This window comes from Thermoactinomyces sp. CICC 23799 (assembly GCF_016055145.1).
Taxonomy (GTDB): domain Bacteria; phylum Bacillota; class Bacilli; order Thermoactinomycetales; family Thermoactinomycetaceae; genus Thermoactinomyces; species Thermoactinomyces intermedius.
This window is the reverse complement of record NZ_JAECVV010000001.1, coordinates 328,661-344,432: the sequence shown is the minus strand read 5'-3', so window position 1 is coordinate 344,432 and position 15,772 is coordinate 328,661. Positions and strand designations below refer to the sequence as shown.

The window sequence follows — 15,772 nt, the reverse complement described above, 5'->3', positions numbered from 1 at the left end:
ATTCTTTTCCTTAACTAACTCTTTTCACTAAAGCATAAGGGGATTGTTTATAAGCTGATTAGACATCCAGTAGAGAAAAATAAAAAATCTCCCAAACCGGGAGATTCTTTCACTGTTCTTTTAGTTCAATCCTAACCTCACCATTATCCAGCAAATCAAATCCGCCAGTTCCTACAAAAACATAATCCTCCTTACTACCTGCCACGTCAAAGACATATTTAAATTCCTTTTTCCCCTTTGGATTAATTTTGTCAAATAAAGAGGAATTGGAACTTGCATTTGCTTGGTCTAAGTACATGAACGCAGAACTGTCTAGTTCATATTTATTTCCCTCTTTATCCTCAAGCCATGTCATCCCCTCAGAAACTGACCGTCCTTCATTGTCTAGATTCTCAATCGTAACATCTATGATTAAGTATTTACCAGAACCTGGCTTTTTGCTCCCCAAAGCATTGCTGAGTACGTCTTTTTCTTGCACTTTAGTAATCGTGTATGCCAACTTACCAGCGGTTGCCTTCTCTCCAATTTTAGCAACTTTGTCCTCCTTCTTCACTTCTGCATTTTGTTGGGTTGAGTTGTTAGCATTCCCTGACGTTGCCTCTGGGCTATCCCCATCCCCAAAGATGGCACCCAGAATAAAGAGTCCCACGACAATCACTAAGAAAGTTCTGAACTTGCGTAATTTGCCCGTTTCCGGGTTGACAAAAAACTTCTTCACAACGCTAACCCCCTTTATTGCACACAAAAAGAACGGGGAGAATGTTCTCCCCTTTCATAGAACCGTTTAGGAGAATGATTGGTGGTTAGATGCGTCACAAAATAAAGAACCTGTTAACCTCAACAACACGACTTACCAACAAAAACCCAACTTCGCCTAACCTCAACGACTAACCAAACCAAGCCAAACCTAAAGCCTGAACAACCACAAAAACAATCAATACAGCGCCGGAAACCAGAACTAAGAGGAAGACTTGATAAAATCTTCTAAATCTTCTGCACTAACACGCCATAAGCGGTTTACCTTAAAGCCTCTGAGCCTGCCTGCTCTTAACCACTTTTTGACGGTCACCTCGGACACTTGAAGAAGTTCAGCGACTTCTTTCGGTGTCAACAATTTATTTAGCTCTTTCATCCCTCCCTACACCCTTTCGCACGGAAGCCATCTTGATAATACCTAGTATTCATACTGGCTGTCAAATATAACCATTTGTACATATCCATATCTCCTTGTACCTCTACATATCTTTTGCTACCTTTACGACATAAAAAAATTTTTGAACTATTTGTGAATCCAAAAATATCAGCAATAAAGTTAACTTTAACAGCGAAAGCTAACGGGTTTATTATCGTCGAGGTCCATTATATAGCAACTGAATTCATTCTTGTCAACAAAGTCTACGGAAAAATTTTAGTTGAAATTTTCAGTTCATTGTGCTTTAAGTTTTAATTGGAACAATTTTTCAGATTGGAGGAATAAAAATGCTGTTGGATTATTTAAACGTGCCTGATGCTTGGTGGCGTCTTTATGCGTATATAGCTGTGTTAGGACTAGGTTTTGTAATAGTGATTCTTCTGCGGAAAGATATTAAGGACTTAACGACCACTGAATTCACGGGTTCTATATACATTTTTGGATTCTTTTTGGCGTTTACTTTGTTTTCAAATTTCAAGGAATTTATTACTGAAATGCGTTCTGAAATTGTAGGAATGTGTATTGACATCGGCTTAGTGTATCTTATTATCGAACACACTTTAAGTAATGACCGAAAGCGGGAAGAGAGGGAGAAGGAAAAATCAGCATATAAACATTACCTTAGAGAAAATTTAAGTTATCTTTTGCCTGAGCTAGACAGAAGATATATGAGTCTCTTCAAGGATTCAACAACTAAGGATATTTCTGATTATTTTGTTGAAAATTTTGATGAACAAAATATCAAGTGGGAATTATTCGCCGGAAATTCAGGCACCCGAAGCTACAACTACCTGTTTAGGGAGTTCGCAAGCAAAGAAGTTGAAAAACTTATACTCATTTATAATCGAGTCATGCCCAATGACTTACTACATCATCTACTAAGCCTTGAAACTCAAAGACAAGGACAACAACATCCCAACAAATGCCTAACTTGCTTGCCACACTCCTTTGCGGTTGGGGTACATTTTCCAAAACTTATTTTTGATACGCGGATTTATTTTCAGCCAGCCCCAGCCCCCACTAACCCCCGCCTTGGGGGGATAGCGTTTTGTCTTGGCTTGTCTTTGCGTTTGTCTTGCGTTTCGGTTTTGCCTTTGTCTTGCCTTTGCCTTAATCGCAACAAGACAATAAAAAAAGACAGGTTTTATTACCTGCCTTAACAATTCGCTTCTTCTCTTTTCATCTTCCTAACTGCCCGATAAATAGTCGATTCGCTAATATTAGTGATTTGACTAATCTCTCTGATTGTCAACTTATTGTTATCTCGGTTCTTGTATAGTTCCAGTGCGTGTTGTAATCCTGCATGTTCGTTTGTATACTTCTTCGGTCTGCCTTTGTAAACTCCCCGTTTCTTAGCCTGTTCGATACCCTCCCGCTGTCTTTCTTTCATTAGGTCTACCTCGAATTCTGCCACGCTTGCCAGTATATTAAACATCAGCTTTCCATTCGGTGTTGACGTGTCCAACTCCCCGCCAACCATGTTAAGTATAACAAGACCAACGCCTTTCTCTCGCAACTCCTCCATGACATTTAAAGCATCCCTTAAACTTCTTGCGAACCTATCCAGCTTGCACACCACAATTTTATCTCCTGCCTGAACCGTGCTAAGTAACTTCCGGAATTCCTTCCGGTTGTCAACACTTAAGCCGGACACCTTCTCATGAAAAATCTTCTCGCAACCATACTTTTTAAGTTGTTCCACTTGTTGTTTGAGCTTTTGGTCTCTGGTTGATACCCGTGCATATCCGTAAATCACAATTTTGCCCTCCCATTTTTGACAGATGTATATGACAGTCTTTCAACCCTCATTTTACCTACTGTCAAAATTACTGTCAAGTGGGTAGGACCAAATGACAGTTTAGAGACATAGACAGTTACGACAGCCACACGAAAGAGGCATAAAAAAAGACTCCTTAAACGGAGTCGTGTTAGTTAGTTTTGCTGTGTTGTCTATCTGCCTCACAAAGCCCGTCAAGCATCTTCTGTTTTGCCCCTTCCATCTCCTCAACAATCGCCTTACCTAGCTCTCGGTAATCTTGAATGCAGGTAGTCCGGTCAAATCTAAGCTTTGTAGTATTCCACAGTTTCCGCAACCACAAGGTATAATGAAACATCTTCACAACTGCTCCCGGCACGTATTCTCCCTTGTTCAACTTCTTTTCAACCATGCGCTCTGTAAAAGTCCGGTGCTGAACTCTCTCGTCAACGTCCTTGAACCACGCCTTTTCCATCTCCGACATCACATGTTCATCTTTCACGAGGTAGATTTGGCATTCCGCATTCGTGCATTGGAAGGCGATACAGTTAATATCTTCAGTAACTCTAACCTCGTCAACGCTGACACGACTACCACACAAGGGGCATTTAACCATAAGTATCAAATCCTTTCAGTTGATTTATCCAATGCCTGAGGCGACGAGTAGAAAGAAGCCCCGCCTTAAGAGACGGGGACTTTTGCCATACGTAAAAGCGTATCGATTAACCTGTCTTGCAGAGATAACTCAGTAGATTTCCAATAGCGTTTGAGCGTTTGATACGTGTCTTCTGGCATACTCTCGCGGAAGAATTCTAGTGCAGATTCAATAAAGATATCCTCTTTCTCCAGCATCTCGTCCAGCAAAACGTCTGCATAGTTGTCATAGCTATGTTCGAAAGAATAGTCATAGTAAGCACGAACGGCGCGGATATAATCCCGACCAAGACGGCGAACTTCTTGGATATTTAGATTTTTCAAGGTTCATTCCTCCTGTGAACTTGTTGTTTACATTTACTATTATAGTTAACATAGCCATTATAGTCAACATATAAATCAAAGACGAAATTGTCCGAAAAATTTTTGAAGGGGTCGCGTATTTTCCGGGGTCACCAGATATTTTTGATGATAAATTTCACACGTGAGAAACGTTTGGAAACGATGGCTCAAAAATACTTACTATTATACGCACCAAAAATTAACCCAGTTTCACACAGAGAAAAAGGGGGACGGTTTTAGCCAACCAATCCCCCAACAAATCCCCTTATTTATCTTTCTTTTGCTTTGCTTGCCTGAATTGCCGCAAACTCTCTTTAATCGCATCATAGTCAACACCACCGTTATTTACATTCACGTTAACTTCTGGCTTCTTACCGATTAACTCATGAGCTTCAAAAATCAACTTAGCGGCGGCGGCTGATTTGTCTTCCACTGCCGCATCCACCATTGCATTCAATACCTCGGTTAGTCGATTCTTACTACTATTGACAATCATCTTATTCAAAGTATTACTGAACAAATCCCAATTCATCCAGTTATACAACTGACGCCGGGAAATGCCCACCTCATCAGCAATCTCTTGCATCGTATACTCACCAGCAACCAACATCTCAATTGCTTTATAATGTCTTTCGTCCAAAAATTTCGGTCTATTTCCTGCCATAAACATCATCCTCCTTGACTGTTTAAATTTTTGCTTCAGAGATACCCCTGGGAGCGAATTAAAAGGGTCTCTGAGCGTTCAAAATTGCTCCCAAGTATAATAGGTCTCGAAAACAAATTTAACAAAACCAACTCATCCAACTTAGTCACAACAAACCAACCTATTCCACGCATCACCTCCTTTCATGCACGACTAAAAGCCCGGTTGAGCTTGCGCCGGGGTTGTGTGCGTGCGGGCGGCGGGCGTGCCAGCCCTCCGACTTATATTTCATTTAAATGAGATAGAAGCACGACAAGAGAAATAAGCACCAAATCCTAAACCTAACTTTCTACTACCTTATCCGTGCTATTTCTTTTAAAAGGTTTTTCTATCTAAAAATATTTCCGTGGCAAAGCCACGGGTACCCTTGAGCGTTAGCGAAAAGGGTACGTAAATGTAAGTCTTTATGTGTAAGTCTTTATGTGTAAGTCTTGTTAACGGTTGAAAATCAACCGTAGCAAAGTTGAAATTCAACCGTAGCAAAGTTGAAAATCAACCGTAGCAAAAACTGACCACCAAAAACCGCTTATTCTTGCTTGCTTTCCTGCCGCTTTTTGTCCTGGTATTCCTTTAACCGTTGCTTATCCTTCCTCTCCTTATCCTCGGCGTCTTTCAAAACCTTAGAAAACTCCTCCACTGCCTCTGGGAACTTCTCCACAAATTCCCTCAACTCTAAAGGCTTGTGCGGAATATATTGGTTGTTTCCCGTGCTTCGGTTCTTCTTAACCGTGACAAGACCATACTGTTTCAGTGCCTTAATTGCCTTCTTTCTGCGGTGGTCTTTCATATTCAAATCAACCCGAATCTGCCACGTATCCGGAAATGCATAACCGTAATCCTCGTTATATTTATCGATGAGATACAAATAAAGACTTAAGGCGTCATTGTCAAACTTAGGCAGGTATTGGTAAGCGTTTAATAGCCGCTTATCCAGCTTTACAAATGTGGTATTACCAGTCTTGTCTTTCTGCTCGAACCGCTCAATGAATTCCTCCTTACCTCTTTCCATAAGCTCTCACCTCTCATGATTTGTTGCATCTATCAAAGCCTCCTTATCACTGAAATTTAGACCAAATCTTCAATAACTCATCGTGCAGGATGTAAAGGACGAAAAAGTAGTTGGGTTCGTACTTTTTGGCAATGTCCGTATCCATGAACTTATATGATAATTCCTTTGCCAACTTGAAAACCTTCAAAGTCCCCAAGTAAGGCAAGCGCTTGGTATTCACAATGTTTTCAAGGTAGATAGAGATGACGGGTCGAAAATCCATTCCGTTCCACACGGTGGTATTGAGTTTAATAATTTCCTTCGTTATGTGGCAGAAGTAACCAATTGTTACCCCGCTATTGTCACGAGTTACCCCTAAGTTGTGGACACCTTGGCAGTTCGGGCAAAACAGTCTTTCTGTTTGTTGACGTTTTTTCTCCATACACATCACTCTCCTAAATGTGTTATATAACAGAATAGTCAGACAACTAACCAAAGTCTATAAATATGCTTCTTAATGCAATAAGCAAAGCAGGAACAAGCAATCTAAGGCTCCCTCCCGCTCTGCTGATTACATTAAGAAAGAAGCCCCAGCCTTTTTAGGCTGAAGCTCCTACCCAATCAGAATCCGTCCTTTTCTACGAATCTCTTCAAGGAACGCCATTGAAGATAACGAATATCCAGCTCGACATCACTGGCGTCAACCCCGTCCATGGTCTCGATGTTTTCAATTCTCCACTTCGCCCAATTTACGAGCCGTTCCCGAAAAGAACCAAGCTCTTTCACATAGCTTAAGTTATCCTTTTCCCCACTCTCCAATACTTCCACCAATTCCTGCAAACGCTGTTTACATTTCTCACGCCATTCAGGGAAAAACTCCCGCTCTAATCTCTCCCGCTCAAGTCGTTCAAGGATTTCTTGTGCCTCCTTCTTGCGTTTCCCCTTTGCGTATGCGACAACCTCCCTATAGTACCCAATATCATCGCCGTCATAATAACCCAATGCTCGCTCAATATCGGTCATCAACAACATGTCCTTGTCATTAAGCCACTCATGAACCATTAGACATTGCTTTTTACTCAACCACCCCTTCGTCTCGAACTGCTCAATAAGTTCCGGTATCACACGGAGCTTAAACCGATTCCGAATCCGTCGCAAATCCTTCTTCTTCAAAACCTGCACCAAAATCCAACACCGCTCACGCCATGCTCTTTTCCGCTCTGCATCCCTCTTCCGTTCTTCCTCTGACCGCTTCGCCAACAATTTCTCAATTTCCGGCACTGCGTATTTCTTAAAGCACTCAGGTCCGTAATCCTTACCACCAAATTCAAGTCCTGCTCTGACGATACGTCCGCATCCAGCGCATTTCGGCATGAATATCATCTCCTTATGTAGTTTTTATAGTCAACTTCGTCAAAACATCCTAAAGCAAATCCGTCATTGTGCACTCCATCGGGCTGTTCCGTTGTTTACGTCTTCATTATAGTTAAATAAGTCATTAAAGTCAACATTAAATTTCAGATAGCCAAGGAAAAATTGCCCTGGCTAATTGTTTGAATAGACCATTAATTGGCATCACTCAAACTTTGTCTATTAAGACATTCGCCTCTCCCCTTGTGTTATTTAACATTAATTCCTACCGCATTAAATTTCTTTTTAATGTTGCTTCTGATTTTGCGAGCGTTCCACTCCGATACTCCTAACAACTCCATAATATCGGGTCTTGAAATTAACTCTCCTCGCTTCTCTACCTCCTGCAAAATTTTCTCCTCCTCAGGAGAATCAGGTTGAATCTTTTTCACTCCCTCCCGGATTTCATCAGGAGAAGCTCCTCCTACATTTCTCCTCCCGGAACCTCCTCCTTTGCGATTTGCTCCTGAAGGTTTCGAGGAGGTTTTGTGCTCCTCTCCTGATTTTCTCTCCTCGGTTTTCTCCTGCTCCTCGCTCTCCTGTACTCTATCCTCAGTGGTTGCAGTAACTATGTTGCTTCCCGTCGTTGCCTTACCTTGCTCTCCCGGAGATTTGGTTACTGAAGCGGTAGCGCCAGTATGTTTACCAACAGGAGTAACAATTGAGGAGTGTCCACCTACACCTACTCCTCCTGCTACTTTCAGGAGCGACTCCCCCTCCTCTTTGACATCCTCCTGTTCCTCTTTCTCCTCTAAAAACTCCTGTGCCCGAACCTCTCCTAATGCATCCTCCTCTACTCCTCTCACACTCTCCTCCCTCGTTACTCCTCCTTCTCCTCCGCTTACGTCTCCTCTTTGCTCCTCACCTTCTCCTCTTTCTTCTCCTCCTAAGCTATTGGAATTGGAGGATGATTTTCTAATTCGATTGCCCGAAATGATAGCGGCACTGACAACCAGTTCCGCAACAAACCCAATTACAAAAATTAGCACACCAATTGCTATTGCCTCGCCTCCGTTAGGAAACCCAGACGAGACGTTGGAGTAACCAATAACGAGTGCGCTAATTACAGACGCAATCCGAATTGGAATAGGAACTTTTCTGCCAGTCAAAGCACAGATGATAATGTTCATGTTGGACAAGAAGAATAGCGTTTCACAACCGACAGCACCTAGATGTGCATATGTGCCTGTGTACCCACCTCTTGCGAAAAAATCCGCCGTGTGGCTATACGACAGAATCAGCATGAGGACAAACACAAACCCACCAAGCAAGATATTCATTAGCATTAAAAATACTCTCACTTTTCTATAACCTCCAGCTTAAATTTTCTCTCCTAAATCGTCATTATCTATCAGGTCCCCTTTATAGCTAATAATGCTAACAAAGTCAATAGGCGTAGGTTTATCCCCTACGCCAAATTTGAGAATGGAATTAAATGTGCAACTTTCTTATAAATTACTTCCGTCGAGTAAGGAACATATCTCAAGCCCCGCTCTCCAATCACAAGAGTATTTAGCACTTTTTGCAAATTATCCTCAGTCCAAATTTCCGACTCTTCCCTATTCAACAAAAAAAAAGCTCATGGAAAACAAGCCATGTAGCCCGCGCATCATTCAAGGCACGGTGAGGAGCTTTATTATTAATTTCGTAGCGTTTGCATAAAGCCTTTAAACTCGTGCTTACGTTTGGATTTACCATGTATGCCATTGACTTGGTGTCAATAAAGTCATTTTCTAACTCGTGGTAACGAGCAATGAAACTTAAGTCAAATGGTAAGTGATGTCCTAAAATAATGGAGTTGCCTACAAAGTCAACTAATTCTTTTACCGCCTCTTCCTCTGACTTTCCACCTTCCAAATCTTCACGCCTGATTCCCGTCAGCATTGAAATGTTAGCCGGCAAATCACCCTCATTTAGTTTTACGAGTGTATGATATTCGCCTAAAACCTCATAGCTGTTCGGGTCAAACTTAACTGCTCCGATTTCGATAATTTGGTCTTTAACCGGGTTAAGCCCTGTAGTCTCCAAATCCAACACAACAAAGGGTTTCTTAATCATTAAACATCACTCCTTTCGACTTTTTCAGCAAGAAGCTTTCCAAGGAGGTCAAACAAAATCTCTGTATCGACTAAAATTTCATATGGAACATTACCTAGGTCGTTAATTAGTGCTTGCACTTCCTGTTCGGACAACTCAAAAGTGAAGATTTTTCTGCTTGTAATTTTCACAATAATCATCTCCTTTAAATGTTTATCTTGACATTCAAATCGAAAATAGTTAATATAGTCGCTGACGTCGATTTAGAAAATTTAATTAGGAGGAAATCTTATGCCAATTGAAGTTTATTCCGATGATGATATTAGAAAAACGTCAGACATTATCGTAACACTCGATTCTTCCCGCCGTTTGTACTTGAGCAAACAGGCTCAGGAGTTCTTCGGAATCAAAGATACTGTCGCACCTTTCAAGGTTTATCTTGGTTATGACAGTGTTAACCATCGGATTTGTTTTGCTAAGCCTGAAATTGTTAAGATTCCCGGCAAGAATCCGATAACCTTTGGGAAGTTCCGCTTCATCAGTGCACGGAAATTCATTGACCGATTCAAAATCGATATTTCTAACGCTCCCATCCATTATGAATATGTCGGGAAAGATGGCGATTGGTATTGCTTCCAAGAAAGAGGCTTTGCCGCTCCTGACTTGGAAAACATTAAAGGGTAAGAAGACATCCGAGTTGTTGGATGTCTTTTTTACTATACTTAAGTCAAGGAAGTCTCCAAGGGTTTAATTTGTTTGCGTAAGAATTAATAAGCATCATTACTTGCACAACTAACGCTTCATAATCTCCGTTATTGTCGATGAGTTGGTCATATGGTATATCGTCCACCGCCAACTCGGTCTCGTGACGTAAATCCTCAGGTTGGAAGTTGTCGCCTCTAGCTTTTAGCCGTTCCAGTCTCACGTCATCGTCCGCATGCACTTTGACGATGACGAATCCTTTTCGCTTACAAAACTCATACTCATTCATCTGTCGAAGGTCTGTAATAACCACTTTTTCTCCCGCTTGTTCCAGCTTCTTATCAAGGTGCTTAATCCAAACCTCCTCATCAAATTTGCGGCATAATTGACCGAGTTCTTGAAGTCTCCGGCGATTTTTGACCTTGCTCTCTCCGAAAATCTGACGGTCAAACTCCTTCAGTGCATCTGCAAACGCTAGTCTTTCAAATCCGCAATTTTCTACCAGCAAATCAGCTATGCTATCTTTTCCAGCACCAGCTTTTCCGGTTAGTGCGATTCTCATTTCCATGCAGTCTCCTCCTTTAATTCTTTTCATCTAACGTAGTGGGCGAGTGAGTACCCTAAGTGGACATTCACGAAAAAAATTTTTTCTAAGAACAAAAAAGGCACGTACCGAATGTGGTACATGCCTTGTTCCTACTTTGTTTTTAGCTTGTCAAAAATCATTCTGAAACAACCGCTTTTGATAGTCAGAAGGTTTATTGGTCTTTTCCAGTTTGAAAATATCATAACCCTTGTAGTGCATTTCTTCGCAAATCTCCCAGTCAAGGGCTTCCAACACTTTGTCCGGTAGTTCATCTAAGGCGAGATAAACTTTTTCTGCTGTTTCCTCATCCATCCCATGCTCACATAAGAACCATTGAAGGCGTTTTAATCGCAGGCACATAATTATTTACCTCCTTTCAATTTTTCAAAAAACGGTTCTAACCAATTTTCAACTTTCGTTACTTCCTCCCGTAATTGTTCAGCAAGCTGCTTAATTTCCCATTGAGCATGTGTGTTTTCGTTCCTTTTGCTGTAAAAGTCCAAAAGCGCTCTTAAATTAGCGGTCATAACCAAGTTACAGGTAACGCCATTACTCAGTACATAGCGGGCATCTTCTGCAGGGATGCTCAATTTGCGCAGATTATCATAAGCTCTTTGCATTTCTTCAGTGAAGTTACTATAGATAGATAACGCCTCTGGGTTGTCTTCAATCGTATGTGGAATAACATACCCAGCACCGCCAGAACGGTCATTCGAACCAAATTTTGTGAACCGTTGAGACTGGACAGAATAACTAAAGCCAATTCTATGTCGTGTAAGTTGAGCTAGCAGGGAACGGCTTACACCCTCGATAGCAAATGTAAAGGAAAGATGTTCCATCGTGCTAAGATGTCCGGAGTTTATGATATGTCGGATAAGTCTGTCCGCTTCCGTTCCGCCTTTCCCGTCGGTTGCCTGCCTCTCAAAGTACTTTTCATACTCGGAATTCAAAATGTCACTAGGCAGTAAGTGGCTGTAACAAGTCCGGATGGCGGTGAGTGCTACCGCTTGACCGTCTGTCATTTTTTCACTCAAGTATCCCTCAGCTGTTGTATCATTTAATTTACCCATAAAGTCCATAGCTAGCTGGGTGTGGGCAATTAATTTAACGTTCATATCCATCACCCTTTCCTTTCTTCTTTCTCCTTGCCTCAAGGTCATACAAATAGCGATGCTTACCCTTTGTTTTGGTATAGGTAGCATCGCCACGTTCTAAGGCTTCCCGCAACCGTTGAGCAAATGGTTTTAATTTACCTTTGTATTTCGTTCTAATCGCTTTATCGTGGTATCTTTTGCCTTCAAAAAGAATAGCTCGTCCCGTGCTTGTTTTTCCTAAGTACTCGAAATTTGTCGCCTGATATATAACCCCTTCGTGCCCATAATCCATATCCGCATAACTAATGACCTTTTTTACCTCCGTGTTATTCAACAGCCACCTCAAACATTGACCTATAAAGTAACTTTCCGTATTCTTCGGCGTGTCATCAATACAGCATAGACGTCGTAATTCTAACAAATCCTCTTCACGACTCACGTACTTTTTCCACACGTTAGCCATAGCAACGCCACCGAAGATGGCGGCTCCGATTATTTCTCCGTCGTACAGCAATTTGAAACAGTATCGACTACGCACTCCGTTAATGCCGCCTGAATAGTGCCATTTTGCGATGAAATCCCTAATCTCATTAACATCACACAACTCAACCGACATATCTTTAATTCTCACCTACTGCCGCCTCCTCGTTGACAGAGTCAACTTCGTCAACAGAGACATCAATATTTAAAACTTGACAATCTTTTTTCAGCACCTCCCACGGAACGGGAATTCCATAACTGAAATATCCCTTGTTTCTAACTGGTCGCTGTTTGTATTCAAAAACCCAGAACGGTATTTTATTTCGCAAATATTGTGGTTTCAGGATTAAGGCTTGTTTATAGCTCGGGACATAATAAAATACGTAATCAGCATGAGTTTTCATTGCCCAACCCAATGCCCCGGATTTTGAACTACTAATGGTTTCAACAAAAACATTTCCAGTTCGCGCGGTTAATGCGTCTGTTTTGTACTCAACCTTAATCTCTTTTCCATCTTTTTTGAGTATTCGGTCAATGCCTCGGCGTTGTTCTTTCATTGATACTTTCTCAATTTCGTAACCTTTCTTTGCAAAATACTTGTCCAATGTTTCCTCTCCCAACTCTCCAACCTTCAATTGTGCTTGGAATCCGTAAGTTTTTTGTGTCATAATACCTCTCCCTTTCTCTCTGATTTTTTGCAATAAAAAAGAACCCGCAGTAATGCAGGCTCTTTTGTTCAAATTCTCTTGTCGTCGTGTTTACTTTCCTGTACTGCCGAAGCCGCCGCCTCGGTCAAAACCTTCGTCGAAATCGTCAACTTCTTCAAAAATAGCAAAAGTAACTGGCGCTAAAACACCTTGAGCGATACGCTCGTCAGGACGAATTGTATAGGGACGGTCTCCTAAGTTGATAAGGATAATCCCAATTTCCTGCTTATACCCGTAGTCAATTGTTCCGGGAGTGTTAAGTACAGTGATTCCGTGCTTCAAAGCCAATCCGGAACGGGGACGGATTTGAACTTCATAACCATACGGAATATCTAGTGCGATTCCGGTACCTATAAGTTTTCTTTCTCCGGGATAAATCGTAACGGCTGTAGGTAAATTTGCCTTCAAATCAAATCCCGCATCCCCAATATGTGCGTAAGAAGGTAAACTAGCTGTCGGATGCATTTTCCTAACTAAAAGAACCTTATTCATAGTCCATCACCCCAAATTGATATTGATATAAAAACTCCTCAACTAACGCCAAGTCCTCAATGAAAGCATAGTTGTCAGTTGATGAGGCTTCATAGCTAACCCAGTTTGAAAACTCATCAACTGTTGAAGTATCGCCAAATCTATAAATGTACTCATAAACAACGTCTCTAACTACAAACGCTTTATATCTAAACCTTCTAGAGGTATATATTTCTTCAACTTCGTCAATCCATCCCAAAAAGTCACGAACAGTACTCATCTTTCCACTACCTCCTCATCCCTGCTATGGCGGAAAATCTTTTCACTTCTTGTTAAGTTGATTTGACCGCCATAAACCATATCTAAGTATTCTTCTTCGTCAATTTCACCCATTACATAACGTTCGTATGCCTCGTTAATACCCATTGCAATCTCTCCTTATCTTTCTAGATTTTCTGTCTTTGGGGAGCCTCTTCTATCCCCTATTCACCTAACGTAGTGGGCAAAAGAAGTGCTAGATTGGACATTGGGATTGAAAAAATATAAAAAATCTCCCCACCGAACTTGGCAGGGAGAGGTATGTTGTATTATCTAATTGGACACGCACCGCCTTCACAGCCTTCATTACCCAAATCAAAATCGTCCCCGTTTTCATATTTTTGTAATAGTTCGGGGTCAAATGGCTTCATCTTAGACTTAAGTTCTTGATATTGCTTCTTGTCTACTGTCTCATACGGTGCTAATTCGTAAACGTGGTTATCCAATTTCAAGAACGACACAGCCACCATGTCGTCCCAAAACTCCCAAACGTTTTTAACCACATCTTCCCATTCGCCATCTTTAATTGAGATAGTATTGCTACTATTGTGTTCAGTATAGTTTTCTTGGAATCTATAATAGGTTTCCAATTGCTCAATAGCAGTTACGTCATATTTAGTCCGGCTTACAGGTGATTTGACAGGGAAGTCAATTACCTTAGTTGTCACCGGAACATAACGACCATTTACAAACTCTCCTTGCCCAACTTCGTTATGAGTAGCCCAGCCAAGCTCTTCAACAGTTTTTAAGAGTGGGTCATGGGCGTTAATTCTAATGCGTCGGATATAGTACGGAGCGTGCGTGTGGTGTAATCCACTACTTACTCCGCCGCACAGTTGCGACAACGTTCCCTCAGGTTTAACAGTTGTTACAAGCAATGGACGGTTAAGTCCGAGTGAATCTGCATACTCGTCGGCTGACTTTCTTGCAACTTCTTTTAATTTTCTCAGCAATTCTGCCTCTTTCTTAGAATCATAACCTAAAGCTTCCATAGCATCTTTCCAACCAGTTAAACTACAACCCAGCAAACGGTCACGCTTTTGGATTTCATCCCATTTATGAAGTTCCAATGTGACGTTGGTCATGCGGTAACTTGCCCTTGCGGATAAACGCTGAGCCTCCAAAAGACCTTTCATATCTAAGTTTCCACCCTTTACAAATGCCATCACATTTACCGTGGTTAGATTACACAAGCCACGAGAATCCAGTAAGATTTCAAAGCAAGGATTAACTCCGTTGAAATTCGGGCGTCTTTTTTGAGCCGCCTCAGCATTTAAGAAGCAAGGCTCCCCTTCTTCCTTTAAGACATCAAATTGCCATTTTATTTTCTCCCAACTCGGCTTTGAAGTGTAATAAATACTGTTATTAGACAGGAATCTATGATATTTATCCGGGTACAGATGAATATCTTTCTTTGCTAAAATCGTTTCTTCATCATCGGCATCTAGCAGTGCATTTTCTGCCGTTCTTCTTACTCCTCCAACTACAACATTTTCCCCGATGATATTACAGATATCTAAAATATGAATCGGACGAAGCTTTCCGTTAACTGGTTTAGGGGCAAATCGGTCTGTTGTCAAGACGTCATGAATCTTCTCAAACATGTTTTTCAGGGATTCATGCCCCGAGGCAGTACCACCGAACGTCTCCAACCTCTCACCTTTCGGTCTAACGTCGTCAAAATCAATTAACACGCTTTGTACATTTCTATATTTTTTGTCCCAGAACAGACGCAGATAGAAAGATAGAGACTGCACCCATCCCTCTTTTGAGTCGCCAACCTTGATAATTGCTTTATCCCCTTCAAATGCCAAAGACGTGTGTTCAGCCCGTTTATGTTTTGGTGTTGGGTTGTATGGTTTGAATTCTGTCGGTAAATGTGTACGCACACGGGGCAGTTTATCAACGTCACTTTTCAAGATTCTAAAACCTGTCCCGGTACCAAGCATCAACAAATAAAATATATCGTCAATAGCTTCAAAATCGTCAACAACAACAAAAGAACAATTAAAATTTGCCATTGGGAACTTCTTGGCGGCCTCCGTTCCACCAATCCACAAAGTTCTCCCGCTCAGAAATTGACGAAGGTTAAAGATATTGTCAAATAACTTCTCAGCTTCTTCCTTCGTGACTCCATCAACAAGAGAACAATTATATTCAACTGCTCTTGCAACTGTTTCTTTCCAAGTTTCCCGTCTTTTTAACTCAGGAATCCATCTTGAATATGTGCGGTAATAAACAAACTTTCCTAATTCGTTCATATGCTTAGGGAAATCAGGATATTTTGCTAAGAAATCTTTAGTCAGTAATTGTTTGCTCATACAATCAACCC

Annotated in this window: 23 protein-coding genes; 2 read left to right on the top strand and 21 right to left on the bottom strand. The window is 41.3% G+C overall.

Annotated features, from left to right (window positions below; translation table 11 throughout):
- Nucleotides 1-109 precede the first annotated feature (109 nt).
- Both I8U21_RS15105 and I8U21_RS01870 read right to left on the bottom strand, forming a co-directional pair.
- Nucleotides 110-718, bottom strand: coding sequence for a DUF4352 domain-containing protein (locus I8U21_RS15105; protein WP_198053126.1), 609 nt, complete (start codon nt 716-718; stop codon nt 110-112).
- Nucleotides 719-958: 240 nt separating this feature from the next.
- Nucleotides 959-1,132 (bottom strand): helix-turn-helix domain-containing protein, encoded by a 174-nt coding sequence (locus tag I8U21_RS01870; protein WP_198053125.1) that lies wholly within the window; start codon nt 1,130-1,132, stop codon nt 959-961.
- A gap of 347 nt (nt 1,133-1,479) precedes the next feature.
- On the opposite strand from I8U21_RS01870, the gene I8U21_RS01865 reads away from it, so the two are divergent.
- Nucleotides 1,480-2,352: a hypothetical protein gene (locus tag I8U21_RS01865; RefSeq protein WP_198053124.1), complete on the top strand. Its 873-nt coding sequence runs from the start codon at nt 1,480-1,482 to the stop codon at nt 2,350-2,352.
- On the opposite strand, the gene I8U21_RS15230 is transcribed toward I8U21_RS01865, so the two are convergent.
- The 10 genes from I8U21_RS15230 to I8U21_RS01815 all read right to left on the bottom strand — a co-directional run bounded on the left by I8U21_RS15230 (nt 2,349) and on the right by I8U21_RS01815 (nt 9,273).
- On the bottom strand, nt 2,349-2,948 hold the full coding sequence (locus tag I8U21_RS15230) for a recombinase family protein (protein WP_198053123.1): 600 nt from the start codon (nt 2,946-2,948) through the stop codon (nt 2,349-2,351). The two genes, I8U21_RS01865 and I8U21_RS15230, sit on opposite strands and share 4 nt — an antisense overlap.
- 172 nt (nt 2,949-3,120) lie before the next feature.
- Nucleotides 3,121-3,432, bottom strand: a complete 312-nt coding sequence (locus I8U21_RS01855) for a hypothetical protein (protein ID WP_198053122.1) — start codon at nt 3,430-3,432, stop codon at nt 3,121-3,123.
- A gap of 197 nt (nt 3,433-3,629) precedes the next feature.
- The gene (locus I8U21_RS01850) at nt 3,630-3,926 is read right to left on the bottom strand and encodes a hypothetical protein (protein ID WP_198053121.1); all 297 of its coding nucleotides are present in this window, start codon (nt 3,924-3,926) and stop codon (nt 3,630-3,632) included.
- A 283-nt stretch (nt 3,927-4,209) separates the two neighbouring features.
- Nucleotides 4,210-4,608 (bottom strand): phBC6A51 family helix-turn-helix protein, encoded by a 399-nt coding sequence (locus tag I8U21_RS01845; RefSeq protein ID WP_181729173.1) that lies wholly within the window; start codon nt 4,606-4,608, stop codon nt 4,210-4,212.
- Nucleotides 4,609-5,173: 565 nt separating this feature from the next.
- Nucleotides 5,174-5,656: a hypothetical protein gene (locus I8U21_RS01840; RefSeq protein WP_198053120.1), complete on the bottom strand. Its 483-nt coding sequence runs from the start codon at nt 5,654-5,656 to the stop codon at nt 5,174-5,176.
- A 46-nt stretch (nt 5,657-5,702) separates the two neighbouring features.
- Nucleotides 5,703-6,077, bottom strand: coding sequence for a hypothetical protein (locus tag I8U21_RS01835; RefSeq protein WP_198053119.1), 375 nt, complete (start codon nt 6,075-6,077; stop codon nt 5,703-5,705).
- Between the two features lie 179 nt (nt 6,078-6,256).
- Nucleotides 6,257-7,009, bottom strand: coding sequence for a hypothetical protein (locus tag I8U21_RS01830; RefSeq protein ID WP_198053118.1), 753 nt, complete (start codon nt 7,007-7,009; stop codon nt 6,257-6,259).
- 245 nt (nt 7,010-7,254) lie between these two features.
- Nucleotides 7,255-8,346, bottom strand: a complete 1,092-nt coding sequence (locus tag I8U21_RS01825) for a hypothetical protein (RefSeq protein ID WP_198053117.1) — start codon at nt 8,344-8,346, stop codon at nt 7,255-7,257.
- Between the two features lie 262 nt (nt 8,347-8,608).
- Nucleotides 8,609-9,103: a 3'-5' exonuclease gene (locus tag I8U21_RS01820; protein ID WP_198053116.1), complete on the bottom strand. Its 495-nt coding sequence runs from the start codon at nt 9,101-9,103 to the stop codon at nt 8,609-8,611.
- Entirely contained in the window at nt 9,103-9,273 is a 171-nt protein-coding gene (locus tag I8U21_RS01815) for a hypothetical protein (protein ID WP_181729181.1), read from the bottom strand. Before I8U21_RS01815 ends, I8U21_RS01820 begins: the two co-directional genes overlap by 1 nt.
- Before the next feature lie 100 nt (nt 9,274-9,373).
- Between I8U21_RS01815 and I8U21_RS01810 the strand changes: the two genes are divergently transcribed.
- Entirely contained in the window at nt 9,374-9,766 is a 393-nt protein-coding gene (locus tag I8U21_RS01810; protein WP_181729182.1) for a hypothetical protein, read from the top strand.
- A 43-nt stretch (nt 9,767-9,809) separates the two neighbouring features.
- Here the strand turns inward: I8U21_RS01810 and I8U21_RS01805 are convergent, their stop codons facing one another.
- The 9 genes from I8U21_RS01805 to nrdJ form a co-directional block, all read right to left on the bottom strand.
- Nucleotides 9,810-10,352, bottom strand: a complete 543-nt coding sequence (locus I8U21_RS01805) for an AAA family ATPase (RefSeq protein ID WP_198053115.1) — start codon at nt 10,350-10,352, stop codon at nt 9,810-9,812.
- Between the two features lie 147 nt (nt 10,353-10,499).
- On the bottom strand, nt 10,500-10,730 hold the full coding sequence (locus I8U21_RS01800; protein WP_198053114.1) for a hypothetical protein: 231 nt from the start codon (nt 10,728-10,730) through the stop codon (nt 10,500-10,502).
- Nucleotides 10,731-10,732: 2 nt separating this feature from the next.
- On the bottom strand, nt 10,733-11,485 hold the full coding sequence (gene thyX / locus I8U21_RS01795; protein ID WP_198053113.1) for an FAD-dependent thymidylate synthase: 753 nt from the start codon (nt 11,483-11,485) through the stop codon (nt 10,733-10,735).
- Entirely contained in the window at nt 11,475-12,095 is a 621-nt protein-coding gene (locus tag I8U21_RS01790; protein WP_198053112.1) for a Mom family adenine methylcarbamoylation protein, read from the bottom strand. Before I8U21_RS01790 ends, thyX begins: the two co-directional genes overlap by 11 nt.
- Entirely contained in the window at nt 12,085-12,612 is a 528-nt protein-coding gene (locus I8U21_RS01785) for a hypothetical protein (protein ID WP_198053111.1), read from the bottom strand. The genes I8U21_RS01790 and I8U21_RS01785 overlap by 11 nt, the downstream gene beginning before the upstream one ends.
- Nucleotides 12,613-12,702: 90 nt before the next feature.
- Nucleotides 12,703-13,143: a dUTP diphosphatase gene (gene dut, locus I8U21_RS01780; RefSeq protein WP_198053110.1), complete on the bottom strand. Its 441-nt coding sequence runs from the start codon at nt 13,141-13,143 to the stop codon at nt 12,703-12,705.
- A complete protein-coding gene (locus I8U21_RS01775; RefSeq protein ID WP_198053109.1) occupies nt 13,136-13,402 on the bottom strand; it encodes a hypothetical protein in 267 nt (88 codons plus the stop codon). Before I8U21_RS01775 ends, dut begins: the two co-directional genes overlap by 8 nt.
- The gene (locus I8U21_RS01770; RefSeq protein WP_198053108.1) at nt 13,399-13,548 is read right to left on the bottom strand and encodes a hypothetical protein; all 150 of its coding nucleotides are present in this window, start codon (nt 13,546-13,548) and stop codon (nt 13,399-13,401) included. Before I8U21_RS01770 ends, I8U21_RS01775 begins: the two co-directional genes overlap by 4 nt.
- Nucleotides 13,549-13,709: 161 nt before the next feature.
- Nucleotides 13,710-15,761, bottom strand: coding sequence for a ribonucleoside-triphosphate reductase, adenosylcobalamin-dependent (nrdJ, locus tag I8U21_RS01765; protein ID WP_198053107.1), 2,052 nt, complete (start codon nt 15,759-15,761; stop codon nt 13,710-13,712).
- Between the last annotated feature and the right edge of the window lie 11 nt (nt 15,762-15,772).